This window comes from Streptomyces sp. NPDC047108, assembly GCF_040643575.1.
Lineage (GTDB): Bacteria > Actinomycetota > Actinomycetes > Streptomycetales > Streptomycetaceae > Streptomyces.
The window spans coordinates 1-24,883 of sequence record NZ_JBEYUP010000020.1 but is presented as its reverse complement, the minus strand read 5'-3'; the positions used below and the strand labels follow the sequence as shown (position 1 = coordinate 24,883).

The 24,883-nt window shown below is 73.2% G+C and carries 15 protein-coding genes, 1 pseudogene and 1 riboswitch; of the genes and pseudogenes, 7 read left to right on the top strand and 9 right to left on the bottom strand.

Annotated features, from left to right (window positions below):
• Positions 1–68: 68 nt before the first annotated feature.
• Positions 69–854 (top strand): hypothetical protein, encoded by a 786-nt coding sequence (locus ABZ822_RS27385; protein ID WP_360859777.1) that lies wholly within the window; start codon positions 69–71, stop codon positions 852–854.
• Between the two features lie 105 nt (positions 855–959).
• On the opposite strand, the gene ABZ822_RS27380 is transcribed toward ABZ822_RS27385, so the two are convergent.
• A complete protein-coding gene (locus ABZ822_RS27380; protein ID WP_360859774.1) occupies positions 960–2,339 on the bottom strand; it encodes a hypothetical protein in 1,380 nt (459 codons plus the stop codon).
• 219 nt (positions 2,340–2,558) lie between these two features.
• Between ABZ822_RS27380 and ABZ822_RS27375 the strand changes: the two genes are divergently transcribed.
• Together ABZ822_RS27375 and ABZ822_RS27370 are read left to right on the top strand one after the other, a co-directional pair.
• Entirely contained in the window at positions 2,559–3,695 is a 1,137-nt protein-coding gene (locus ABZ822_RS27375; protein WP_360859771.1) for a PP2C family protein-serine/threonine phosphatase, read from the top strand.
• A 272-nt stretch (positions 3,696–3,967) separates the two neighbouring features.
• Positions 3,968–4,109: riboswitch (cyclic di-AMP (ydaO/yuaA leader) on the top strand.
• Between the two features lie 11 nt (positions 4,110–4,120).
• Positions 4,121–5,179 (top strand): M23 family metallopeptidase, encoded by a 1,059-nt coding sequence (locus ABZ822_RS27370; protein WP_360859768.1) that lies wholly within the window; start codon positions 4,121–4,123, stop codon positions 5,177–5,179.
• A 284-nt stretch (positions 5,180–5,463) separates the two neighbouring features.
• Here the strand turns inward: ABZ822_RS27370 and ABZ822_RS27365 are convergent, their stop codons facing one another.
• The 4 genes from ABZ822_RS27365 to ABZ822_RS27350 form a co-directional block, all read right to left on the bottom strand.
• The gene (locus ABZ822_RS27365; RefSeq protein ID WP_360859973.1) at positions 5,464–6,921 is read right to left on the bottom strand and encodes a PrsW family intramembrane metalloprotease; all 1,458 of its coding nucleotides are present in this window, start codon (positions 6,919–6,921) and stop codon (positions 5,464–5,466) included.
• Positions 6,922–7,064: 143 nt separating this feature from the next.
• On the bottom strand, positions 7,065–7,844 hold the full coding sequence (gene trmB / locus ABZ822_RS27360) for a tRNA (guanosine(46)-N7)-methyltransferase TrmB (RefSeq protein ID WP_360859765.1): 780 nt from the start codon (positions 7,842–7,844) through the stop codon (positions 7,065–7,067).
• A gap of 254 nt (positions 7,845–8,098) precedes the next feature.
• Positions 8,099–9,331 carry an L-2-hydroxyglutarate oxidase gene (gene lhgO / locus ABZ822_RS27355; RefSeq protein ID WP_360859762.1) on the bottom strand — a complete coding sequence of 411 codons (1,233 nt, stop codon included), beginning with the start codon at positions 9,329–9,331 and terminating at the stop codon, positions 8,099–8,101.
• Between the two features lie 399 nt (positions 9,332–9,730).
• A complete protein-coding gene (locus ABZ822_RS27350; RefSeq protein ID WP_360859759.1) occupies positions 9,731–11,164 on the bottom strand; it encodes an MFS transporter in 1,434 nt (477 codons plus the stop codon).
• A 778-nt stretch (positions 11,165–11,942) separates the two neighbouring features.
• On the opposite strand from ABZ822_RS27350, the gene ABZ822_RS27345 reads away from it, so the two are divergent.
• Positions 11,943–14,081, top strand: coding sequence for an asparagine synthase-related protein (locus tag ABZ822_RS27345; RefSeq protein WP_360859757.1), 2,139 nt, complete (start codon positions 11,943–11,945; stop codon positions 14,079–14,081).
• Between the two features lie 172 nt (positions 14,082–14,253).
• On the opposite strand, the gene ABZ822_RS27340 is transcribed toward ABZ822_RS27345, so the two are convergent.
• The 3 genes and pseudogenes from ABZ822_RS27340 to ABZ822_RS27330 all read right to left on the bottom strand — a co-directional run bounded on the left by ABZ822_RS27340 (position 14,254) and on the right by ABZ822_RS27330 (position 18,576).
• Positions 14,254–16,089 (bottom strand): NPCBM/NEW2 domain-containing protein, encoded by a 1,836-nt coding sequence (locus ABZ822_RS27340; protein ID WP_360859970.1) that lies wholly within the window; start codon positions 16,087–16,089, stop codon positions 14,254–14,256.
• Positions 16,090–16,155: 66 nt separating this feature from the next.
• Positions 16,156–17,076: pseudogene (locus ABZ822_RS27335) on the bottom strand (sigma-70 family RNA polymerase sigma factor); the annotation flags it as partial.
• Between the two features lie 696 nt (positions 17,077–17,772).
• Positions 17,773–18,576: a helix-turn-helix domain-containing protein gene (locus ABZ822_RS27330; RefSeq protein WP_360859754.1), complete on the bottom strand. Its 804-nt coding sequence runs from the start codon at positions 18,574–18,576 to the stop codon at positions 17,773–17,775.
• A gap of 365 nt (positions 18,577–18,941) precedes the next feature.
• On the opposite strand from ABZ822_RS27330, the gene ABZ822_RS27325 reads away from it, so the two are divergent.
• Both ABZ822_RS27325 and ABZ822_RS27320 read left to right on the top strand, forming a co-directional pair.
• Positions 18,942–20,363 (top strand): NAD(P)/FAD-dependent oxidoreductase, encoded by a 1,422-nt coding sequence (locus tag ABZ822_RS27325; protein WP_360859751.1) that lies wholly within the window; start codon positions 18,942–18,944, stop codon positions 20,361–20,363.
• 232 nt (positions 20,364–20,595) lie between these two features.
• Complete coding sequence (locus ABZ822_RS27320; RefSeq protein WP_360859749.1) at positions 20,596–22,521, top strand: ATP-binding SpoIIE family protein phosphatase; 1,926 nt, start codon at positions 20,596–20,598, stop codon at positions 22,519–22,521.
• Between the two features lie 86 nt (positions 22,522–22,607).
• On the opposite strand, the gene ABZ822_RS27315 is transcribed toward ABZ822_RS27320, so the two are convergent.
• Positions 22,608–23,933 carry an MFS transporter gene (locus ABZ822_RS27315; protein WP_360859746.1) on the bottom strand — a complete coding sequence of 442 codons (1,326 nt, stop codon included), beginning with the start codon at positions 23,931–23,933 and terminating at the stop codon, positions 22,608–22,610.
• Positions 23,934–24,067: 134 nt separating this feature from the next.
• Here ABZ822_RS27315 and ABZ822_RS27310 point away from each other — a divergent pair, with 134 nt between their 5' ends.
• The gene (locus ABZ822_RS27310; protein WP_360859743.1) at positions 24,068–24,628 is read left to right on the top strand and encodes a MarR family transcriptional regulator; all 561 of its coding nucleotides are present in this window, start codon (positions 24,068–24,070) and stop codon (positions 24,626–24,628) included.
• The last annotated feature ends 255 nt before the right edge of the window (positions 24,629–24,883 follow it).

Genomic DNA, 24,883 nt, shown 5'->3' with positions numbered 1-24,883 from the left:
GTGACCGTGACCCGAAATCCGTGACCTGTGACGTGCGGCCCGAAAGAGACGGCCCGGGAGGAGACACCGTGACGAAGCTGTCCGTACGAGGTGCCGGAAGCGGCACCCAGCGTTCGCGTACCGTCGCCGCGGCCGCCCGCGCCGCGGCCCGGCGGGCCGAGAAGGCGCAGCGGCCCGCGGAGCGGGAGCCCGGGGCCGTGCCGCCGCGCGGCGCCGGCACCGTGACCGGCGACGAGCCCGCGGCCGACGAGCCCGCGGCCGAGGGGCACGAGGCGGAGACCGAGGACTCCGCCCTGTCCGTCCCGTCCGCCCCGGACGACGACGGCGTCGCGGCCCGGCCGCGACGCGAACGCCGTTCCGCCCTGCTGAGCGGCGGCCTGGCCCTGTTCGCCGTCGCGGCGCTGATCGCCACGGCCGTCCTCGGCTGGGAGTACCGGGACGCCGGGCGCACCGACAGCGCCCGTACGGAGGCGCTGGCCGCCGCGCGCAAGGCGGCGCCCGAGATCCTGTCGTACGACTACCGGCACCTCGAGCGGGACTTCGCCGCGGCGAAGTCCCATCTCACCGGGCCCTTCCGCGAGAAGTACGGCAAGACCACGAAGTCCGTGGTCGCGCCCACCGCGAAGCGCTACCACGGGGTGGTCAAGGCCACGGTGGCGACGCCCTCGTCCGGTGACGCACCGGCGGCGTCGGTGGTGTCCGCGTCTCCGGACAAGGTCGTGGTGCTGCTGTTCATGAACCAGGTCACCAACTCCACCCAGGTCTCCGGGCCGCGCCTGGACCTCAACCGGGTGCGGATGACGCTGCAGCAGGCGGACGGTGGGTGGAAGGTGAGCGCGGTCGACGCGTTGTGACGCCCGTGCGTCACGGAGCCACGGTCCTGAGGCGGCACGGCGCCGGGACCCTGACCCCTGCCGTCCCGGCGCCGCGCGCCACGTCGGAACCGCGCCGCCCCGGCCTCAGAACCCTCCGCCGCCGAAGTCGCCGCCTCCGAATCCTCCGCCGAAGTCACCTCCGCCGAAGTCGGAACCGGAGTAGTCGCCGCCTCCGTAGTCCCCGCCGCCGTCGCCGTACCCGCTGCCGTCGTACGCGTACGCCGGACTCGTCATCAGGCTGCCCAGCAGCGTGCCGACCAGGAGGCCGGGCAGGATCCCGCCGCCGTAGTAGCCGTAGGCCCACGGCCCGTACGCCGGTCCTGCGTCCCAGTAGGGCTTAGGGCCCTGTGCCGTCTGCACCTCGCGCCCCATCGGCTCCTCGCCGTCCTCCAGCCGCGCCGCGTCCGCCGCGCAGACCGGGACGGTCCGCTCCTCGCCGCCCGGCGGGGCCCACCGCCCGTCCGAGACGGACGGGCCGTGCCGTGGATCGAAGAAGCACGGCGGCCGGCGGTCGGGCAGCGGCCTGCCGTCCCGCCGCGCCTCGAGCGTGGCCAGCGAGAACCGGCCGTCCTCCAGGGCCTCGGTCACGCCGCGGACGTCACCGGGGCGCCGCGCGCGGTCCATCGCGGCCTTGGCCTTGTCGTACGAGTCCAGTGCCGCGGCGTAGTCCTCGCGCATCGCGTCCGTGGTCTCCGGGGCCGAAGGGTCGAAGTCGATCCGCTCGACCTCCTCGCCGAAGGCGGTGATGTCCTCGTCGACGACGGGGCGGAGCGTCGCCAGCTGCGCACGCTCCCGCTCGGCCCGGCGCCGCCGGTTCCGGCTGCCGACCAGCAGCGCGCCACCGCCGACGGCCGCGATCAGCACGCCGAGCGTGGCCAGGAGCCCGAGCGGGCCGACCCGGGTGGAGGGGGAGGTGTCCGTCCCGGTGTCCGTGGCGGAGCCGCCGCTCCAGGTGTCCGGGGCGTGGCCGCTCGCCTGCGGCAGGGCGTCGTCGACGAAGGACTCGACCATGGCCTGTACATCGCCGGGGGACGAGCGCTCCACGGAGCCGCTGAGGTTGTCGACCGCGTTGCGGGACATCACGGAGGAGTCGGCCCCGGCGTCGAACCGGTCGCCCAGCGCGACCGCGTAGACACCGGTGATCCCGGTCTTGTTCCGCAGGTCCTGGAGCAGGGTCGGCGGGTTGAATTCCTTGGCGGCCGGCAGCACGGCGACGAACACCGGCTTGTCCGCCTTCTTGATCTTGTCCGCCAGAGCGTCCGCGGCCGGAGGCGGAAGCTGGTCCCTCGCCCGCGGATCGACGTACACAGGGCCCTTGCTCAGGGCGTTCGCGGCGCTGTCGAGCCCGTCCGCGGCTCGCGCCCCGGGTGCCATGACGGCCACCAGTACGAGAGCGACGGCGACGACCGCCAGCACCGGCACGAGCAGGATGCGACCCGCCCAGGGCTTCGCTGCGGTGTTCATATCTACGAAGTTAACTCCAAAGCCGCAATGATGGGGCTTCCAGCCCATCCGGTGCCTTTCGGTGCACTCCGGTCCTGGGCACGTCGCGCGTCCGGTCCGGGGTGTGTCGCGCCCCGCCGACCCGCCCGATTCGCGTACGGCGCCCCACCCGGCGAGGGTGGAAGTGGCGCGCGCTCGGACAGGTCGCCGCGCCCGGCACGGATGGGCAGGAGTCAGCAGGTGGGGACGCATGTCGAGGGACCTCGCCGCCTCGGTGGAGCCCGCCGTCCCAGCGCCCGGGTCATCCGCTGGGTCCCGGTTCTGCTGATCATCGGCGGCGCCGTCTTCGACCTCATGACGCCGCCCCCCTTCACGGGCTCCCCCTTCTTCTCGGCCGCCCCGCTCGTGGCCGCCCCGTTCTTCTCGCTCGGGGTCACGGCCCTCACGGGTGGGGCGAGCGTGCTCACCGTGCTCGCCCTGCGCCTGTACGACACGCGGCTCACCGACATCGAGTCGGTCACCGAGCTCGTCACGGTCTTCACGGTCGCCGTGCTCGCCCTGCTCATCAACCGTGTCGTGCGCCTGGGCGACCGGCGCCTCGCCTCGGCGCGCACCATCGCGGAGGCCGCCCAGCGTGCCGTCCTGCCCGACCCCGCCGAGCGGATCGGCGGCTTCGACGTCGCCGCGCGCTACGAGGCCGCCCACGCCGAGGCCAGCATCGGCGGCGACCTCTACGCCGTGCAGGACACCCCGTACGGGGTGCGCCTGATCGTCGGGGACGTACGGGGCAAGGGGCTGGGCGCCGTCGAAGCGGTGGCGATCCTCATCGGCTCGTTCCGGGAGGCGGCCGAGCAGGAGGCGACGCTGGACGGGCTCGCCCGGCGACTGGAGGGGGCGCTGCGCCGCGAGAGCGCTCGGCAGGAGGAGCTGGAGCCGTACGAGGGCTTCACCACGGTCGTCCTGGCCGAGGTGCACCCGGCCGGCGGTCCGGCCGACGCGAGCTCGCTGCGTCTGCTCAACCGCGGCCACCCGTCGCCGCTGCTGCTCTACGAGGACGGCCGTCTGAGCACCGCCGATCCGAAGGTGGCCGCGCTGCCTCTCGGCATGGACGACCTCGGCGTCTGGCCGGACCTGGTCCAGGAGTTCGCGTTCCCCGGCGGCGCCACGCTGCTGCTCTTCACCGACGGGGTGACCGAGGCGCGCAACGCGCGCGGTGTCTTCTACGACCCGGGGGAGCGGCTGCGCGGTATGCACTTCCCCGATCCCGGCACGCTCCTCGACGCCCTCGTGGACGATGTCCGGCGGCACGCGGCGGGTGAGGCACCGGATGACATGGCGCTGCTCGCGGTGACACGTCCGGTGCGCCACGGACCGTAACCGGATCGCACCCCTCCGCATAACAACTGACGAACCATCAGCTAGAGACGCTTGCCGGTCGAGAGGTCAACTCGCCCGTTTTTCCTGGATCATGTACCGATTTGCCCCTACGGATTTCGTTAACGATCACACGGAACAGCTTGGAAACAGGTCCCGCGGTCTATTAACGTTCGATAACGCAGCGCGGTCGTCCCAGCCGCCACAAGAGGTGGCACCGTGCGCCTACGCCGAATCCCGCACCATCAGCACCACCAGTACCACCGCAGTGATCCGCACCACTGGCACCAACTGCACCAAGGGAACCGGGGAACCACACTCTTGGGGTGAATCGGGCACCTTTCCCAAAGGCGCTCGTAGGAGACCTTCCTGCTCCGAACCCGTCAGCTAACCCGGTAGGCGTGAAGGAAGGAAAGGAGAGCGCCCGCGTGGCGTCCAACAGGCCTGCTCCGGAGCCCTTGTACGAACCCTCCGCCCCTTACGGCCCCGGCGGATTCGGCGAGTTCGGCGAGGAACCCCCGGCCGCCGGTGACGGCGAGTGGAACCCGACCGAGGACTCCCTTGCGCCGGTACGCGGCAGGCACCGCGTCATCAAGCAGCGCGGTGGCGGCATGGCCCGCAGCGGCGCCGTCCTCGGTGTCGGCATGTTCGCGGCCGTCGGCGCCGGCGGCATGGCCAGCGCGCAGGACAAGCCCCCGGTCTCCATCTCCATGCCCGACCTCGGCTCCGTCTCGGACCAGCTCCCGGACGCGAAGTCCCTGCCGGGCATCGGTTCCCTGGTGTCCGACGAAGACACCCCCGCCGGAGCCGCGACCCCGCTCTCCACCGCGGGACTCACCGACACCGAGGCCGCCAACGGCACCGGCGCGGGCGAGGCGTTGCGCGCCCGCATCATGCGCCAGGCCGAGCAGCAGCAGACCGCGGCCGAGAGCGCGCAGCGCGACGCGGCCCAGAAGGCCGCGGCGAAGAAGGCCGCCGAAGAGGCGGCCGAGGCCAAGGAGAAGGCCGCGGAGGCCAAGGCGGCCGCCGTGCGCAAGGCCAAGGAGGAGGCGGCGCGCAAGGCCGAGGAGGAGCGACTGGCCAAGCTGGCCAAGCAGTTCACCCTCCCCGTCGCCTCGTACACGCTCACCGCCGGCTTCGGACAGGCCGGCTCCCTGTGGTCCAGCGACCACACCGGGCTCGACTTCGCAGCCCCGAGCGGCACCCCGGCCAAGGCGGTGCACGGCGGCACGATCACCGAGGCCGGCTGGGCGGGCTCCTACGGCTACCGGATCATCCTCACCCTCGACGACGGCACCGAGGTCTGGTACTGCCACCTGTCCTCGATGACCAAGACGTCCGGGAAGGTGACGACGGGCGAGACCATCGGCCGCGTCGGTGCCACGGGCAACGTCACCGGCGCCCACCTCCACCTGGAGGTCCGTCCGGGCGGCGGCGACCCGATCGACCCGGCCGCGTGGCTGCGCGGCAAGGGCCAGACTCCCTGACCCGGAGCCCGCTCCCTTCCCCTCCCGCGCCGCCCCGGCGCGCTCACCCTGAGGCCGTCCGTCCACCGGTCGGCCACCCCCACCGCGTTCGCCGACAGCCCCGGTGTTTCCTCCCCCCTGGCACCGGGGCTGCCGGTCTGTCCGCATGCAGTCCACGGCCCACGTCCACGGCCCACGTCCACGGCCCACGGCAACGGCCCACGGGCCGACGTCCGGTGTGCTGATCGACGTCCGGCCGCCCTGTGCTCAGCCGGTCGTCCCCGGCGCGGCCTCCGCGCGGTGCGTCAACGGCCGTACGGAGGACGGTGATCGGTCGGCGCGGCCGGTCCCTGGCCACCGCCGTACGGGCCCGGACCGTGCTGCGGAGGGACCCCGTGCCCCTGCCCGTACGGTCCCTGCCCGTACCTGCCCTGACCGTACGGTCCCTGGCCGTACGGCTGCGGCATGCCGGGGCCGTACGGCGAGCGGCCCTGCGGACCTGGCCCGTGTCCCCACTGCGGCGCGACCCGGGGCGGCGACGTGACCAACGCGGCGTGAGCCAGGGCGGGTTGGGCCACCTCCTTGCGCTGCCAGAGGTGGTGCAGCAGCTCCTGCTCCCGGGCGACGAAGTCCGCCCCGGCCGTCCCCCGGTGCGCCCGCTGCCGCAGGAAGGCGAGCGTGGTGGCGAAGGACTCGTACTCGGCGACGGCCCGCGCCGCGTCCTTCCCGTGGTGGCGCCGCGCCACGCTGCGCGCGAGCGAGCGCGCCCGCATGGACGCCAGCGCCTGCGGCTCCGGCGGCATCAGCCAGCCGGCCGCCACATAGGCGGGGAGCTGGGCCCGTACGGTCTTCAGCTCGCTGCCGCGCGACCAGACCACCAGCCAGATCAGCAGCCCGAACACCGGGACCATGAACATGCCGTAGACGGCGATGAATCCGAGACCGCCGACGGTGGCCGAACCGTTCCACACCGCGTGCAGCACGATCGCCGTGAGAAGGCCCGCGAGGGGCACGAGAACGCGCCGCGCCCGCTGCCGGGGTGTGGCGAGCGCGGCGATGCCGAAGCCGATGCCGGTCAGCGCCGTGAACAGCGGATGCGCGAACGGCGACATGACGATGCGGATGAAGAACGTCGCCGCGGTCACCGAGATCCCGGACGAGCCGAGGGCCTGGTCCTCCCCGAAGGCGTTGCCCAGGTAGAGGATGTTCTCGGTGAAGGCGAAGCCGGTCGCGGTGATCCCGGCGATCACGACACCGTCGACGATGCCGTCGAAGTCGCGGCGGCGGAAGACGAAGAGCAGCAGCAGCGCGGCGCCCTTCGCGCTCTCCTCCACCACCGGGGCTATGACCGTGGCGCCCCAGGTCTGCGCCTCCGTCGGGGACGACGGTTCGACGCGGGTGGCTATCCACTCGGTCGCGAAACCGTTGGCGATGATGGCCATCAGGGTCGCGGCGCAGGCGCCCCAGGCGAACGCGAAGGCCAGGTTCCGCCACGGTTCGGGCTCGACCCGGTCGATCCAGCGGAACGCGGCGATCATCAGCGGCACCGGCAGCACGGCCAGCCCCAGACCGGCCAGAAAGCCCTCGGTGCCGGTCTGTTCGCGCACGAGGGCGAGGATCACCAGGCCGCAGAGCGCGAGCAGAGTGATCAGCGTGCCGAAGCGCAGCGCCTTGCTGTGCCGGAAGGACCGCCGAGGGCGGTAACGCCAGTTGGCCCGGTCCGGTACGGCGTGGAACTGCGGCTGCTGTTCGTACACCGGCACGGGCGGGTGCTGCGGCTGCTGCGGCTGCTGCGGGAACGGGGACGGATGCACCAGTCGACCCTAACGAGGGGCGGAGCGCGGTGCGACGGCGTATCGAGGTTCGGTCTCGTACTGCCCCGGCGGCGTCTGCCGTCGAGTATCTCTCAGCGCCGTACGAACAGCAGGTCGCGCACCACGTGCCCCTTGCCGAGGCCCGCGTTCTCGAACTTCGTGAGCGGCCGGAAGTCGGGGCGGGGCGCGAAGCCCCCGTCCGGCCGCGTGTTGTCCAGCTCGGGACAGGCGGTCAGCACCTCGAGCATCTGCTCGGCGTACGGCTCCCAGTCGGTCGCGCAGTGGATCAGCGCTCCGGACCGCAGGCGGGAGGCGGCCAGTTCGACGAACTCGGGCTGGATCAGCCGCCGCTTCTGGTGGCGCTTCTTCGGCCAGGGGTCGGGGAAGTACACGCGCAGCCCGGCGAGTGCGGCGGGTTCGATCATCTCGCGGAGCAGGATGATCGCGTCGCCGTTGGCGACGCGGACGTTGGTCAGCCCGTTCCGTTCGGCGAGACCGAGCAGATTGCCCTGACCAGGGGTGTGCACGTCCGCCGCGAGGATGCCGGTGCCGCGGTCGGCGGCCGCCATCGCGGCGGTGGCCTCGCCCATGCCGAAGCCGATCTCCAGCACGACCGGGAGCCCGCCGAAGAGCGAGTCCAGGTCGAGCCGTGAGCGCCCGTCGATGTCCAGGCCCCACGTCGGCCAGAGCCTGCGCAGCGCGTCGCCCTGCCCGGAGGTCACCCGGCCGCGGCGCGGACGGAAGCTGCGGATCCGGCGCTCGTGGTGGGAACCGGCGGGATCGACGGCGGGACCTTCGGGGAACAGGATGCGGCGCTCGGCCTGCGGTGGGGACGCGTCGGTGAGCGGCGCGTCGTCGGTGGATTCGGACATCTCGGTCTTCTCAGGGGGCTGCACAATGCCTCCGATTCTACGGTCGGCCCACGACGGCCGAACCGGGCCCTCCGGCGACCGGCGTCCTCCGGCGCCGGTCGCCGGCAAGGCGCCGCGCGCAAGCGGCTGTCCGGCAGCCGGAGCCCGGGTCTGGCCGTTCCACGCCGGTGCCGTTCCGGGCTCGTGCTGCTCCACGCCGGTGCCGTTCCGGGCTCGTGCCGTTCCACGCCGGTGCCGTTCCGGGCTCGTGTCGCTTACGCCCGTACCGCGCCCGCGTCCGCCAGGACCGCCAGTGCCCGGCGCGCGATCTCGCGGCCGATCGGCAGCGACGCCGTCGCCGCCGGTGAGGGGGCGTTCAGCACGTGGATCATGCCGGGCGACTGCGTGATCAGGAAGTCGTCGACCAGCGTCCCGTCCGGCAGCACGGCCTGCGCCCTGACACCCGCGGGTGCGGGCGTCAGGTCCTCGTCCGCGACGTCCGGGAGGAGGCGTCGCACGGCCTGCGCGAAGGCGTGCTTGGAGAGCGAGCGGTGCAGCTCTCCCGCGCCGTAGCGCCAGTGGCGCCGGGCGATACGCCACGCCCCGGGGTAGGCCAGCGTGCCCGCCAGCTCGCGCGGCCGTACGGTCAGCCGGCCGTATCCCTCGCGGGCGAGCGCGGGCACCGCGTTCGGGCCGATGTGGACGGCTCCTTCGATGCCACGGGTCAGGTGGACGCCGAGGAAAGGGAAGGCCGGGTCGGGAACCGGGTAGACGAGCCCGCGGACCAGGTCGTTCCGCTCGGGCACCAGCTCGTAGTACTCGCCGCGGAAGGGCACGATCCGCATGCCGGGGTCGTCGCCCGCGAGCCGGGCGATCTCGTCGCAGTGCAGCCCGGCGCAGTTGACGAGCGCGCCCGCCCGCAGGACCGCGCCGTCCGCCGTGCGCACGGCCACGCGCCCCGGGCGCCGTCCGATGGTGCGGACTTGCGCCCCGTAGCGGATCCGTCCGCCCGCGTCCTGCACGAGCGAGGCGAGCCGGGCCGCGACCGCGCCGAAGTCGCAGACGCCGGTGGTGCCCACATGGATCGCGGCGAGTCCGCGCACCCGCGGCTCGTACTCGGCGATCTGCGACGGGCCCAGTTCGCGCACCGGGATCCCGTTCTCCCGCCCCCGCTGGACCAGGGCATGCAGCCGGGGGAGTTCGGAACGGCCGGTGGCGACGATCAGCTTGCCCGTCACCTCATGCGGAATGTCGTGCTCTGCGCAGAACTTCACCATTTCCGCGGCGCCGCGTGCCGCGAAGCGCGCCTTCAGGGACCCCGGCCGGTAGTAGATCCCGCTGTGGATCACACCGCTGTTGCGGCCGGTCTGGTGGCGCGCGGGACCGTTCTCCTTCTCCAGGACGGTGACGCGGGTGCCGGGCGCGGCGCGCGTGATCGCGTACGCGGCCGAGAGGCCGACGATCCCGCCGCCGATCACCAGCACATCGCCGTCGTCCGCCACCGTCACCGGTTCACCTCCGCTCGCTGGCCCCTGCCGACCGCCGCCACCTCCTGCCACGATGATGCCCTGGCTCGCCGCCGGGCGCGCCGCAGGGCGACGGGCTGCGACCGGACGCCGGGGCGATGTCCCGGATGACATCACGCGGCCGTCATGCCGGTACCCGGTCCCGCCGTCCCCTCGTCCTGCCTCACGCGACGGCGCCGTTCCGGCGTCACGTGGTCACCTGCCACGCGGCCGCCTTGCCACGCGGTCACCGGACACCGTGGTCACCTGCCACGCGGCCGCCTTGCCACGCGGTCACCGGACACCGTGGTCACCTGCCACGCGGCCGCCTTGCCACGCGGTCACCGGTCACCGTGGTCACCTGCCACGTGGTCACCCGTCACCGGCCACCCCGCCAGGCTGTCACGCGGGGGAGACCAGCAGCGGACGGGCCCTCTCGCGCAGCTCGGCGACGCGCGGTTCGTCCCCGTACGGTTCGAGGCGGTGCAGCAGGTCGCGGACGTACTCCGTGGTGCGCGCCGACGAGATGCGCCCCGCGACCTCCACCGCCCGCGCGCCCTGGGCGCAGGCCGCGTCGAGGTTGCCCGACTCCAGTTCGGCGACGGCGGAGACCACCAGCCGCAGTCCGTGGGACCGTACGAACTCCTCGGTCGGGTGGGAGAGCGCCTGTTCCGTGAAGCGGCGGACCTGGCGCGGCGCCTTCAGGTCGCGGTAGCACTCGGCGGCGTCCGCGGCGAACCGGTCCTCGGTGTAGAAGCCGAGCCAGGAGGGGTCGGCGTCACCGTCCCGCGACCGCTCCAGCCACGCCTCGGCGGCCTTGAGCGCGGCGCCCGCCGCCTGCGAGTCGCTCGCCTTGGCATGGGCGCGCGCCTCGACGAGGCGGAAGAAGCTCATGGTGCGGGAGGTGGCGAGGCCCCGGTTGCGCTCGGCCGCGGCCTGGGCGAGGTCCACACCCTCGTCGGCGAAGCCACGGTAGGTGGCCTGGAGGCTCATCGACGCGAGGACGTAGCCGCCGAGCGGGACGTCCGCGGCCGCGCGGGCGAGGCGCAGCGCCTGGATGTAGTAGCGCTGGGCGGCCTCCTGCTGGCCGGTGTCGAAGGCCATCCACCCGGCGAGGCGGGTGAGTTCGGCGGTCGCGCCGAAGAGCGAGCGGCCGACGTCGTCGCTGTAGGTGCCCAGGAGCAGCGGTGCGGCGTCGACCCGTAAGCACTCCGGGACCATCGACGAACGCCAGTCCCCGCCCCCGTACTTGGAGTCCCAGCGGCGCGCGTCCTCGGCCGCCTCGCGCAGCTTCCGAACGTCGCTGTGGCCCACGCGCAGCGGTGTGCCGTCCCCGCCGCCGGCTTCCGCGTCCTGGGGTTCGCGGGCGGCGGCGCTGTCGGCCGGTGTGATCAGCCAGCGGGAGGCCGGAGTCGCGTACGCGCTCACCGAGAACGAACCGGCCAGGCTCTGCCAGATGCCGCCGCCGCCCGCACGGCGGCCCGCGAGGTCGAGCCGGTACAGCTCGGTCGCCGACCGCACGGCGGCGGCCACGTCGCGCGGGAAGGCCAGACCGACCTCCGGCGCCGGATCGGCGTCCGCCAGCCCGATCTCGTGCAGCGGCACGGGCCGGCCGAGCTTGCCGGCGATGGCCGCGGCTATCAGGTGGGGCGCGGCGCCCTGCGGCACCATCCCCTTCGACACCCAGCGGGCCACCGAGGTCTTGTCGTACCGGAGGGTGAGCCCGCGCTGGGCTCCGAGATCGTTGACTCTGCGTGCGAGCCCGGCATTGCTGATCCCCGCGAGGGCGAGAACCGTGCCGAGCTTCTCGTTCGGCCCGCGTTGCTCCCTGGACATGCGCCACCCCTCGACACACCGACGGCCGCCCCGGCATAGGCGCGGGGCATTCGTAAACCCAGCGTAGTTCGCCGCATCCCGACCGTTAAGGGGCGGTGTGCCGGATGGCGAGATTGTGGCCGGTGCCGCCCGCTTCACGCGAGGGCGTGTGCTCCCGGTGCATGTGGCCGTGCGCCCGGCCGTGCGCTCTGTCCTGGCCACCGCGGCGAGCGCTTCCATGGCTGTGCGTGGGTCGGCCCACTGAACTGGATCCAGTGGGCTGGGGGACACCGCCACCTCATTCCCCGCGGGTGGCGGACCGGTCCGGGGGGCGGGTGCCGCCTCCCGGATCGCGCGCGTTCTGATTCCCCTCTGCGCCGTTTGGCGCCGATACGCCCCCGCTCGCGCCTCCGCGGCAGATTGGCCGAATGGCGCCTCCGGGTCCGAGGTTTGGCGACCGCCCCGCCGCGCACGGGTTACGCACGAGTACGTCGTTTCCCGGCCGCCCCGCCAACCGCCCGAGGGCGCGGGACAATTGGGCGTGAATCCACTGTTTCGGTGCTGAATGCTACCTGCCTGTCCGCCAGATGAGCGTGCGCCGTCCGTCTGCCCGTGCGCTCCCCTGCCGCTCCCACGCGCCTGTGTCGTGGCAGCATGGTCCCTGACACAGGAGCACCCTTCCCTGGGGGACCGGTCGTTCGGGCCGGGACACCACTCGGCGGGTTCGGCGCCGGAACCGCCGTCCGACTGTGCATGATGACTGCTACTTCCTGGTTGCCCACAGCGTGTGGAGGCGGCGATGCGGTGGTTGGTGGGATGGAGCAGTGCCGCCGCGGCGCCCGTCTCCGACGAGGCCCGTACGGTGCACCCCGTCGGTGCCCAACTCCTGTGGGAGGGACCGGATCCGCTGTGGGCCGTCGGCGACTGGCGCCCCGACGAGGTGCGCGTCGTCCAGGCCGGCCCCCACACCCGCCTCGCCGTCCTCGGCTGCTGCGGCGCGAGCGACGAGCAGTTGCGGGCGGGCCTGTTCACCGCGCGCGGGGGAGCCCTGCGCCACCTCACCGCCTGGCCCGGCAGCTACACCGCCGTGGCCCAGGTCGGCCGCCGCCTCACCATCGCGGGCGATCTGGCGGGAGCACGGCCCGTCTTCCACACCGCCTGGGAGGGCGGCACCGCGTACGCGACCGCGGCCCTCCCGCTCGCCGACCTCATCGAGGCCCAGCTCGACATCGGCCACCTCGCCGCCCTCCTCGCCTGCCCGGACGCCCCCGAGGCCCTCGGCGACGGCACGCCCTACGCGGGCGTGCGACGCGTACCGCCCGGACACGCCCTCATCCTCCGCGACGGATCCCGCGAGATCACCGGCTACGAACCCACCGCTTCGCTGGCCGTCGCCGCGCCCCAACTGGAGGCCGCCACAGCCGTGGACGGGGTACGGGACGCGCTCGTCGAAGCCGTCAGGGCCCGGCTCGCCGCACCCCGTCACGCACCCGAGATGCCCGAACCCGACCCAGGCCCCGTCCCCGGCATGGGCCCCGCGGCCAGACGCGCCAGACGCGGCGCACCCGCGCCCGGCATCGGCGCCGACCTCTCCGGCGGCAGCGCCTCCTCCACCCTCGCCCTGCTCGCCGCGGGCCTCCCCGGCGTCCCCGGAACACCTCTCGGGCACGGCACCGGCGCGGGCGAACGCCTGCTCGCCGTCACCTTCAACGACCTGGTCTCCGGCGCCTCCGGCGGACACGCCCGCACCGTCAGGGAGGCCGAACTCGAGCGCGCCCGCAGCATCGCCGCGAACCCACGCCTCCACCACATCGTCGTCACCGGCGACGAGGACGCCCTGCCGTACGCCGGACTCGACACCATGCTCCTCACCGACGAGCCGGGTCCGGCCCTGGTCAGCGCCGAGCGGCACCGCAGACGGCTCGCCGCCGGCAGCGCCGACCACCTCGTGGGCCACGGCGCCCGGCAGGTGCTCGACGCCCACCCTGCCCGCCTGGCCGACCTGTTGATGGACCGTCAGCGCCGCCGCCTGCTCCGCCCCGTCGCGGCCCTCGCCAAGTCCGAAGGCGCCTCGGCCCATTCACTGGTCGTGCCCATCACCGTCTACCGCGCCGCGCGCCGTCTGGCCCGGACCTCGTACCGGGACGGTGTACGGGAAGCGGCGGCACGCCTGCTGGAACGGCGCTTCGACGACGGCGCGGACAGCGGCAGCACCGCGTCACCCGGCGGCAGCGGCAGCGGCAGCGGACCGGCCGGAGCCGTGGACGCCTCGATCGCCGCCCTCGCCTGGTGCCGGTCGGGGCCCGCTGCGCGCTGGCTCACGGGCGAGGCGCTCGCGGACGTCTCGGTCCGCCTGCAGGACGCCGCCACCCGGCCGGGGACCCTGGAACGCCCCGGCGAACGCCGCGCCCGCGCCGCCCTCGCCCGCTACGCCATGGACCACCGCGTCTTCGAACAGGCCGCCGAGGTCCGCAGCCAGCGACTTCACGCGCCCTTCCTCGACAACCAGGTCGTGCGCGCCTGCCGGGCCCTGCCCGAGGCCCTGCGCGTCCAACCCGGTGCGCGGGCCATGGTGTTGCGCACCGTGCTCGCGGGCACGGGGATCCGCGACCTCCCCCCGGGGTGGGGAGCCACCTCGCAGGCCGCCGGGGCCGCGGCCGTACGCTCCGGGCTCCGCGTCGCGGCCGAGGACCTCGTCGCGCTCTTCGACGCACCGCTGCTCGCCGACGCGGGCCTGGTCGAGGCCCGCGTCATCCGCAAAGCCGTACGGGCGGCTGCCGAGGGGGAGTTGCTTCCGCTGGACGGGCTGGCGGAGCTGGTGTCGACGGAGCTGTGGCTCCGCCGCCTCCTCGCGCGGCGCGGCACGTGCTGGACGGGCTCGGCGGCCCCGCGCCAGCGGGCGGTGGCGGGAGGAGTGGCCCCGCGCCCTGCGCTGTGAGGACGGGGTGGGATGCGGGCGGTGCGTGGTCCGAGGAGCGCGTGGTCCGAGGACTCCGCGGTCCGGGGACGTCGTGGTCAGGGGACGTCGTGGTCCGGGCCGCGCGGGATCCGAAGGCTGTGCCACCCTGTACTGTGCCATCCCAGGGTCGCGGTCCCGGTGACGGTGAGAGTCAGTGACAGGTGATGCTCGACTGCGCCCAGTCGGCGAGTGCCACCGTGCCCAGCAGCGACCGGCCTTCGACCACCAGGCGTAGCGTCTTCCGCCCCGACAGCGGCACATGGACGGTCCTGGCCGAGTCGCCGCTGCGCATCGCGTCGGAACGCCACAGGCGCGCCCCGTCCGCGTACACCGAGAACCGCACGGATCCGAGCCCGAGCAGCGTGCCGTCGTCCACACCCACGAGCGCGTCGTACGCCACGCAGGAACGATTCAGATCGATCGTCACGGACGAGTTGGCGTGCATGCTCGCCCCGTGCGCGTACCGGGTGCCGTCTATCCGCTGCCCCTCGCGCTGCCACAGCCAGGAACTGCCCGCCCTCCGCACCTCGGGCCGCGATCCGTCGCCCGACACGTCGTACGCGAGCTGACTGAGCCGGTACGGAGTGGCGGACCCCGGCGGCACGGGCACCGGGACTCCGGTCCCGGACGGAGGCCGCGTGGACGGCCCAGGCCACTGCCCGGAGCCTGGGCCGGAGCCGGACGCCGAGTCCGGGGCGGGCCCTATGGACTGGGCGGAAGGGTGCCCCTCGTCGGACCGCGTAGGGCTTCGGCGCCCCGGCTTCTCGTCCTGCCCGTGCTCAGGCCCCGCCTGGCCGGGCCGCTCGGTCGTGCGTCCTGGCGGTTCGGGGGCCGCCTTGTCCCCGGAGTCGCCCGGCTCGGCGGGGGCCGATGCCGAGGGCTCGGCCCGGTTCTCCTCCTCGGGCTCACCGCTCCCGACGGTCACGGACAGCACGGTGGCCGCCGCCACGACGGCCGCCACCGCCCCTATGGCGACCTTCGCGGGCACGCTCAGCCCTTTGTGCCGACCCGCGTGGGCGCCCTTGCTGCCCCGGGCCCCAGACGTGCTGAGGGCACCCGCGTCGGCTTGAGGTGCTTCGGCGGGTGGGGGTGCGGTGGCGGGGTCCGGTGTGACGGCGGGCAGGGCGAGTGTTGCCGCCTCATCGGCGTTCGCATCGTCCCTCGCGCCCGCACGCGCGCCGTCATCGGCTTCCGCTTCGTCGGTGTCGCCGTCGGTGCCGGTACCGAAGTCGGCTTCCAGGGCGGTGTGTTGCACGGACCCGGCCGTCGACTCCGCGAGCGGGCCGTCCGTGACGGACGCCGTCGCCCCTGCGGCGAGCCCGAGCCGACCGGCAGGTGCGGAGCCATCGGCCCCGGCCTCGATGTCGCCTTCGGACGGGTCGGCAAGTTCGTCGCTGTCGCTGTCGCTGTCGCTGTCGCTGTCGCTGTCGCTGTCGCTGCCCAACGCACTCGCGTCGTCGCGCGGTTCACTCCTGCTCTCAACGGCGGGGTCCGCGCTCTCCGGACCGGCATCGCCCGAGCCTGCGTCGACGTCAGCGCGGGCGTCCATCCCTGCGGGAACATATGCGGGGCCGCCGGTGAACTCCCAGACGAAGGCGTGCGGTTCGGCGCTCGCGCCCGCCGTGTCCGCTCCGACCGCGGTCCCGTCCGCCTCTCCCGTATCGGGACGACGGTCCGTCGTACCCGCAGCATCGGCCAGGCCCGAGTCCGATGCCCCGCCTCCGGCCACCTCCCCGGCCTCGGCCCCGTCTCCGGCCCCGACCGTGGCTCCCGCGCGGGCTGCACCCCTGCCTGCGCGGGAGTCCGCCTGCCCGCCCGTACTTTCGCTCGTGTCCCTACGCCGCGCCCTCGGCGCGGGAGAGCCCGTGGGCGGCGACAGCTCGGCTCCCACCGCGCCCGTTTCGCCCGGGCGCGTCCTCGGGGTACGCCCGCTCTTGCCTCGGCCGCCCGGTGTCTTGCCCGCGCCGTCCTTCCGCGGCGTGGGCACCGCCGTTCTCGCAGGCCGCGCGGTGCCGCCGGTGGAGGCGGTGGCCGCCCCCGCGCCGATGTCCGTCGCCTCGGTCGCGTACCCGGTGGCGGACCAGCCGAGGACCGCGACCGGCAGGAGCGCGCGCAGGCGAGCGTTCACATCCCGCGCCCCGAGGGCGGCCGTACGGCACTTGGGGCACATCGCCACGTGCTCCCGCAGTCCCCGCGCGGCCTCTCCGCGCAGACCGCCGCGGGCGAACGCGCCCAGCCGGTCGGCGTAGCGCGCGCAGTCGCCGCCCGTCAGGAGTGAGGAGTTCACATGTGCCTGCAGATAGGCCTGCTTGAGTCCCTCTCGCGCGCGTTGCGCCAGCAGCCCTGTCGCCTTGGAGTCCAGGCCGAGGAGGGGAGCGACCTCGTCGGCCGACTCCTTCTCGACCGTCGTGTGCCACAGCACCGTCTGCCAGGGCTCGGGCAGACTGCGGAACGCCCGTACCGCCAGGGACTGTTCGGCCCCGCGCATGGCGCGCACGTCCGCGTCCGGGATGAACGCGTCCTCATGGGAATCGCGTGTGCGCTCCGCGGCCCCGGCGAACACCGCATAGTCCTCGATCAGCAGATCGCGCTTCGAGGTCGTGGCCCAGGCCGCTGCCACGCGCCGCAACGTCGTGAGCAGATGGGTACGGACCGCCGCGTCGGGCCCTGTGCCGCCCCGAACCGCTTGCAGCGTACGGAGGAACACCACGTCGGTCAGGTCCTCAGCACCACGGGCATCGCGACAGCACATCCGCGTGTACCGCCGGACCGCGTCCGCATGACGCCGGTACAACTCACCGAAGGCGTCGAGGTCGTCGCGCATGACGACGAGCAAGTCGGCGTCCGACCGGACCACTTCGGCGGGCGCACCGTCCTGCCCTGCTCCGTCCTCGCGCTGCGACGGCACGTTCGGTAAGGGGCCGGCGGCCACTTCGCCGCCGCGACGTGGCTCGTCCCGCCCGTCAGCGTCCATAGCCCAGGCCCCCGTACCCACAGTTACACCGGAACACCGTGTCAGCCTGACACACAGCCGCCCGTCGTCCACCCGTCATGGCGGCCAACCACCCCTCCGGGGTGTGTTCACACGATTGAGCCTCATGCGTCCCCCGATCGGGGCATACTTCCGCGATGGCCGGATGTCGCACACGAGTTGGAGGTCGGGTCGACTCACCGCGACAGCGCGCAGGTATTGGGCCCGCCGTGCGGCACCCGCGGCCGATACCGGAGAAGGCCGGAGTCCGAAGGTCCGGAACACCGGTGCAGGGAACTCGCGCACGACGACACCCGGCACGACGACACCCGCGCGACGGCGCACGCATGTCGAGATCCGCCCCTCGGCCCCCGGTAACGCCGTCGCCCCCGCAGCGGCCGGCACCCTTCGGTACGCCGCCGCATCACGAGCGCACGGCAGACCCGGGCGCCGCCGGGCGCCGCTCGAGGAGGCAACACCCCACGAGCCCGATGCCGCGCAATCGACCCACCGCCGGTCAACCCGATGGCGCGAGTGCCGATACCTCAGGCAGCACGTGTCCTCGCACCCGAGCGCAGGGCACAACCCCCGACGCCCCCTGCCCACGGGAGCCAGGAACGGCCCCAGTACCCGGGCGTCATCCCGAGAACCGCACCCGCCTCAACCCGTCGGACGGTCAACCGCCGCCTAGGTGACGCCCTAGGCCACAGGCCGTGACCGCAGTCCCTCCAGCAGGATGTCCAGCAGCCGTGCCGAAGCCGCCTGTTGCTGCGCGGCATCCGGCAGGGACGGCGCGGCGGTGGCGATGACCAGCAGTACGTCCGCGACCGTCACGTCCCGTCGCAGCTCGCCCGCCGCTCGCGCGCGGTCGACCAACTGCCCGACGACGTCGAGCAGCTCACCTATACCGGTGTCGTCGTCGCCGGGAGAGCCGGCCGCCCCGGCGCTCTCGGCGGTCCGTGCGGTCTCGCCCGTCTGCGTCGGCGGCTGTTCCACCAGTCGCAGTCCGGCCTGTGCGTGCCTCTGGTGCGGCACCCGGGCACCCACCGCGGACGGCGCGCCCGCAGAGGCCGCCGCACCGGCAGCGGCACCGCCGGCGACGCCCGCACCGGAGCCCGGTCCGGCCGATCCCTGCGCCGTCTCCTGGTCCGCGTCCACGCCCACCCGCAGCACCTGCGGAGGCAGCAGTCGTCCCGCGCCCGAGGCCACCGAGGTCCGCAGGAAGCGCGACAGCGCCGACCACGGCTCCTCCTCCTGCCCCAGAGCGGCGCGCGCCTGCTCGGTCAGCCGGGCCGTCTCCTCCTCGGCTATCCGACGGACGAGCACGTCCTTGCTCGGAAAGCGCCGGTACACGGTGCCGACGCCGACCCGTGCCCGCCGCGCCACGTCCTCCATCGGCGCGCCGTAGCCCAGCTCGCCGAAGACCTCGCGCGCGGCGCGCAGCACATGCTCAAGATTGCGCTGCGCATCCACCCGCAGCGACGAAGAGCCCTGAATATGCATACGTGTATCCCCGTTTCCCCCGGTCATGACGTCTCCCCCCGGAGACTCCCCGCCTTGACTGCCGGGGGCGGTCCGGCACCCCGACGAGGTACGAAGATAGTTGAGCCCAGGTCAAGAAAGAAGGGGCTCCCCTTTCTGCGCGCGTCGCCCCGTTCGGACCACGAGCGGCTTCCGCTTGTCCGCCCAGCCCCCGCCGGACCCCCGCGCCACCGGCTGACCTGCGCCGTTGGACCGATCACGAGCGCACCCGCACGGAGCGCCGCTCTCCGCCACCCGGTCACACATTTCGCCGAGCCTGTGGACAAACGCGCGTGGCCGGTGCGTCATGGGAGTGTGCTGTGAGCAACGTCGCGAGGAGACCCTCTGTGAAGGAACCGGCGCGCATTCTCGTTGTCGGCGGCGGATACGTCGGGATGTACACCGCCCTGCGCCTTCAGCGGAAGCTGAAACGGGACGAGGCCCGGATCGTCGTGGTCGACCCCGAGCCGTACATGACGTACCAGCCCTTCCTGCCCGAGGCCGCCGCGGGCTCGATCTCGCCGCGCCACGTGGTGGTGCCGCTGCGCCGCGTCCTCGACGGGTGCCAGGTGGTCATCGGCGAGGCCACCGCGATCGACCACGCCAAACGCACGGCGACGATCACCACCCTCGCGACCGAGGAGGAGGGCACCGGCTCCATCGAGCTCGAGTACGACGAGCTGGTTCTGGCCCCCGGTTCGGTCTCCCGCACCCTCCCCGTCCCGGGCCTGGCCGAGCACGGCATCGGCTTCAAGACCGTCGAGGAGGCCATCGGCCTGCGCAACCACGTCCTCGGGCAGCTCGACATCGCCTCCTCCACCCGCGACCCCGACGTCCGCGACGCGGCGCTGACCTTCGTCTTCGTCGGCGGAGGCTACGCGGGCGTGGAGGCCCTGGCCGAGCTCGAGGACATGGCGCGCTACGCCTCCCGCTACTACCACAACGTCTCCGCCGACGACATGAAGTGGATCCTCGTCGAGGCGACGGGCCGGATCCTCCCCGAAGTCGGCGAGGACATGGGCAAGTACGCCGTGAGCGAGCTGCGCAGGCGCAACATCGACGTCCGGCTCGACACCCGCCTGGAGAGCTGCGAGGGACGGGTCGCGGTGCTCAGCGACGGTTCCCGCTACCCCACGCGCACACTCGTCTGGACCGCCGGCGTCAAGCCGCACCCGATCCTCGCCGCGACCGACCTGCCCCTGAACGAGCGCGGACGCCTGATCTGCACACCGTCCTTGCGCGTCCAGGGCACCGAACACGCATGGGCCGCCGGGGACGCCGCCGCCGTCCCGGACGTCACCGCGGGCGGCAAGGGCGCCAAAGGCGCCAAAGGCAAGAGCCACCCCGAGGACCAGGACAAGGGCAAGGCCAAGGGCAAGGACAAGAGCCCGGGCCAGGAGTGCGCGCCCAACGCCCAGCACGCGGTCCGCCAGGCGAAGGTGCTCGCCGAGAACATCGTCGCGTCCCTGCGCGGCGAGCCCGTCCAGGACTACGAGCACGCGTACGTGGGATCCGTGGCCTCCCTGGGGCTCCACAAGGGAGTGGCCCACGTCTACGGGCGCAAACTCAAGGGCTACCCCGCCTGGTTCATGCACCGCGCCTACCATCTGAGCCGGGTGCCCACCTGGAACCGCAAGGCCCGGGTGCTCGCCGAGTGGACGCTGGCGGGGCTGTTCAAGCGCGAAATCGTTTCGCTCGGTTCGCTGGAGAACCCACGCGCCGAGTTCGAACTCGCGGCCGGAACCGGCCGCCATAACGAGACGACGTAAGGCGCGCACGCAACACGACGACGGAACGCCGCCGGATCACGCTTTCGGGCTACGCCCGGAACTGCCCGGCGCCGCACCGCGTCTGACGAATGTCAGTCCCCTCGGCCACACTGGACGTGTGACCATGGGTGGGCTCATCCCTACGAAGAGTGTTGTGCGGAACGAACTACGGCATCTGCTGTACTCCCGGCCGGCCTGGCTGACCCGAAGCGACATCACGAGGCATAACTCAGTGAACTTCACCCGCTGGAGCGCCCGGCTCCCCGGAACGCAGCGACGCGCGGCCGCGCGGACGGACCGCGGCTCGCGCCCCCGGAAGCCCCCGGGGGCGGCGGGCAGCGGCAGTCCCGTGCCGGCCGCCCGCGTCGAGCGTCCCGGGGCCGCCGCGCTGCCCGCGCTTCCGGTCGCCTCCGCATCGCCTGACCCACGCATCACCGTGGGCGGGCTGTCCGTTCAGGACGTCCTGGAGCAAGTCCCGGGCCTGGTCGCCGTCGTGTACGGCCCCGAGCACCGCATCGCGTACGTCAACGACGCGTACGCCGCGGTCTTCGGCGCCGGCACCCCCGGCCGCCCCGCCCGAGAAGCCCTCCCCGAACTCGCCGAACTCGGCCTGCTGCCGCTGATGGACCAGGTGCTGCGCAGCGGCACCTCCCGCACCGTCAAGTCCCGTCGTGTGCCCGCGGCCAGAGGTGAGACGGCCAAGGGAGAGGCGGCCAGGGGAGATGCGTTCGCGGACGGCCTCGATGACGCCCCCGCCAGCGGCGACACCGACCTCCCGCAGTCCACGGGAACCGGCCGCGCCCGCCCCGGCCACTACACGTTCACCTGCAGTCCGATCGATCTCGCGGCCCCGAGCGGTCCCCTCGAGCAGGGCGCACGTTCCGTGTGTGCGCCGGGGGCACACACCAATGCTCCCAACGGCGCCGCCGCAGCCCCTGCTTCGAGCGCACCCGCCACCGCCACGCACCGCGGAGTGCTCGTCTTCGCCACCGACGTCACCGACCAGGTCGAGGCCGCGGAGCGGCTGCGCACCAGCGAGCGGCGTCAGCGCCAGGCCGCCGTCACCCTCCAGCGCAGCCTGCTCCCCCAGGAGTTGGAGGAGCCCGACGACCTGCGCATCGCCGCCACGTACCAGCCGGGCGGCACGGAGGCGGCCGTCGGCGGCGACTGGTACGACGTCATCACCCTCGGCGCCGGCCGCACGGCCCTGGTGATCGGCGACGTGATGGGCCGCGGGGTGCGAGCCGCCGCCGTCATGGGCCAGCTCCGTACGGCCGTCCGCGCGTACGCCCGCCTCGACCTGCCCCCGCACGAAGTGCTCCAACTCCTCGACGGGCTCGCCTCGGAGATCGACCCCAGCCAGATCGCCACCTGCGCGTACGCCGTCCACGACCCCAACGAGGGGCGGCTCGTCTACGCTTCCGCGGGCCACCTGCCGATCATCCTGCGCGACGAGGACGGCACCGTCCGCCGCGCCGCCGAACCGACGGGGCCGCCCCTGGGCACGGGAGGCTGGCTGCACACCTCGGGCTCCGTACCCTTCGGCCCCGGCGCGACCGCCGTGCTCTACACCGACGGCCTGGTCGAGCGTCGTGGTGAGGACATCGACGAGGGTGTGACCGCGCTGGAGCAGGCGCTCGCCGGCGCCACCGGCACACCCCAGGTGGTCTGCGACCGCATGATCCGCGCCCTGGGCGTCACCGCGGACCACGACGACGACGTGGCCGTCCTCGTCCTCCAGCACCCCGCCCGTACCGGCCATGACGCCGAGCTGTTCCACAACGCCGCACTGGAGCTGCTCGGCGGAGTCGAGGCCGCGCCGCGCGCCCGCGCCTTCGCCTCCGGCGTCCTGGCGAGCTGGCGCTTCCCGATGGAGCTGCGCGACCTGGGGGTTCTGGCCGCCAGCGAGCTCGTCGCCAACTCCCTCCAGCACGGCACCCCGCCCATGAGGCTGCGGCTGCGCCGCACGGACCGCCGCCTCATCGTCGAGGTCACCGACGGAGACGACCACCTTCCGCGCCGCCGCCGTGCGGAGCCCGTGGACGAGGCCGGCCGCGGCATCTCGATCGTCGCCACCATCGCCTCGGCGTGGGGATCCCGCCGCACGCCGGGCGGCGGCAAAGCGGTCTGGTGCGAGTTCGCCCTGCCCGAGGAGTAGCGGGCAGCCCGCCATGGGGGCGGGCTGCCATCGCGACGGATCAGGCGGAACGGTCCCGTCCGGGCGTGCCGGGCGGAACAGGTGGATCAGACGCTCGCGCCGAGCGCATCCGACTCCGCTCGCGGAGCCGGTACGGAAGCCGTCACCGCAGTGTCCGCGGCGGGCTCCCGGTGCGGAGCGCGCCCCGGCCGGTCCTGGACCGGGGTCAGACGGCGACCCAGGCGCAGCGCCAGCACCGTGATGCCCAGCGAGCACCCGATGAGCATCGCGATGTAGGCCACGTACATCCCGGAACCGGCCATCAGCCCGCCCACCGCGGGGCCGACGGCCAGCGCGAGCTGCTTCACCAGCGCGAAGGCGGAGTTGTACTGCCCCACCCGCGCCGTCGGCGCCAGATCGGCCACCAGCGGAGCCATCGTCGGCGACAGCATCGCCTCGCCGAGACCGAAGAGCGCGTACGTCGAGATGATCGCCGCCGTCGCCATCGCCTGGCTGCCGTGCACGAGACCGGACGCACCGGCCGCGATCCACGCCACCGTCCAGATCAGCCCGACCAGTGCGATGACCCGGCTGCGCCGTCGCCGCTCCACCATCTTCAGCACCACGAACTGCGCGAGCACGATCACCGCGGTGTTGGCCGCGAGGGCCGCGCCGAGCATCGCCGGCGAGACGTGGGCAACCTCGACGGCAAAGGCCGAGAGCCCCGACTCGAACTGCCCGTAGCAGGCGAAGAACATCACGAAGCCCAGCACGCAGAGCTGCACCATCGACCGGTCGGCCAGCAGTGCCCGGAACCCGCCCGTCGACCGCTCGTCCGTCGGCACCGCGTCCTCCATGCGCGGGACGCGGGGGAGCCGTACGGTCGCCGCGGTCGCGCCGAGGACCAGGAACATCACGGCCTCGATGGAGAAGAGCAGGACGAAGCTCGATGCCCGCGAGGTGTCGACGATGAGGCCGCCGAGCAGACCGCCGACGCCCAGGCCAAGGTTGCTGAGGAAGAACTGCATGGCGAAGGCGCGCGACCGCGTGACCGTCGACGAGCACCAGACGATCATCGTCGCCAGCGCGGGCTGGATCACCGCGATGCCCGCACCGAGCGTGCCCGCCGCGGCGATGACCAGGGGTTCGCTGCTCGCCAGCCCGAGGCCCATCGCACCCGCCGCCGCGGCCACCGACCCCGCGACGGCCACGGGTAGCGGCCCGCGGCGGTCGATGACCCGGCCGGTGAGGGGCAGCACGACGAGCGCGGCCACGGCGAACGCCGCCAGCACCACGCCCGCGGTACTCGCGCCGAGATCACGCACCTGCGCCACGTAGACGAACAGGAACGGGACGGTGAAGCCGTTGCCGAACGCTGCCAGTGCGGTCCCCAGCTGAATCCTGCGCAGCGCGGTGCCCATCGCGGTGTTCACGCTCACCTCCTAGGTCGGGAGTCGGACAAAGGACGAACAGTCGAAGCCTGAAGACTTCAACTCTAAAGTTCGAAGCTAAAGAGTACACACCAAAGGACTTCAACGCGAATGAGTTGCGTGCCATACTCCCGTTCATGGCTGACACCCCCGCGGACGCGGAGTCCGGTACGGAGCCGAGCCTCGAGGCCCAGATCGCCGCCTACCAGCGCGAGTTCCGCGACCTCGACCCCCAGGTCGAGAAGATCGTCTCGGCTCTCCAGCGCCTCAACCGCCGGATGAACGTGGCCTACGGCCGGCAGACCGCGACCCTCGGCATCAGCAACGCCGAGTGGGAGGTGCTCAAGGCCCTCGTCCTCTCCGGCGCCCCGTACCGCCTGGGCCCCGGCGACCTCGCCAAGCGCCTCGGCCTCACCCCGGCCGCGATGACGCACCGCGTCGACCGCATGGCGGGTGAAGGGCTGGTGACGAGGGAGCGCGACGAGAACAACCGCGTCCGGGTGATCGTCGAGCTGACGGCGGAGGGCCGCGAGAAGTGGCTCGAAGCGATGCGGATGGCCTCGGTGTTCGAGGAGGACCTCCTCCAGGACCTCTCGGACGAGGAGCGAGGACAGCTCGGAGACGTGCTCACCCGCCTCCTGCGACGGGTCGAGGACGCCCAGCCCGACGCCGACGGACGCCTCTCCGACCTGGAGTGATGGACCCGCGGTTCACCCGCAGGACACAGGGGGTTGACACGGGTGAACCCCATCCGTAGTGTTCTCCGGGTTGCCACGGAGCCGGTGCGGTTCTGTGGCTTCACTCGCGCCGCTCGGCGGCATCCACTGAAGCTTGATCCCTTCGGGGAGAATTTCGGCATGCCGGAATTCGGAACCGGAAGCTCGATTATGAGCGGGACGGGAAATCCGCTAACGTGGGAGCCGCGCCGGAAGGCGTGAACCCCTCCAATCGGG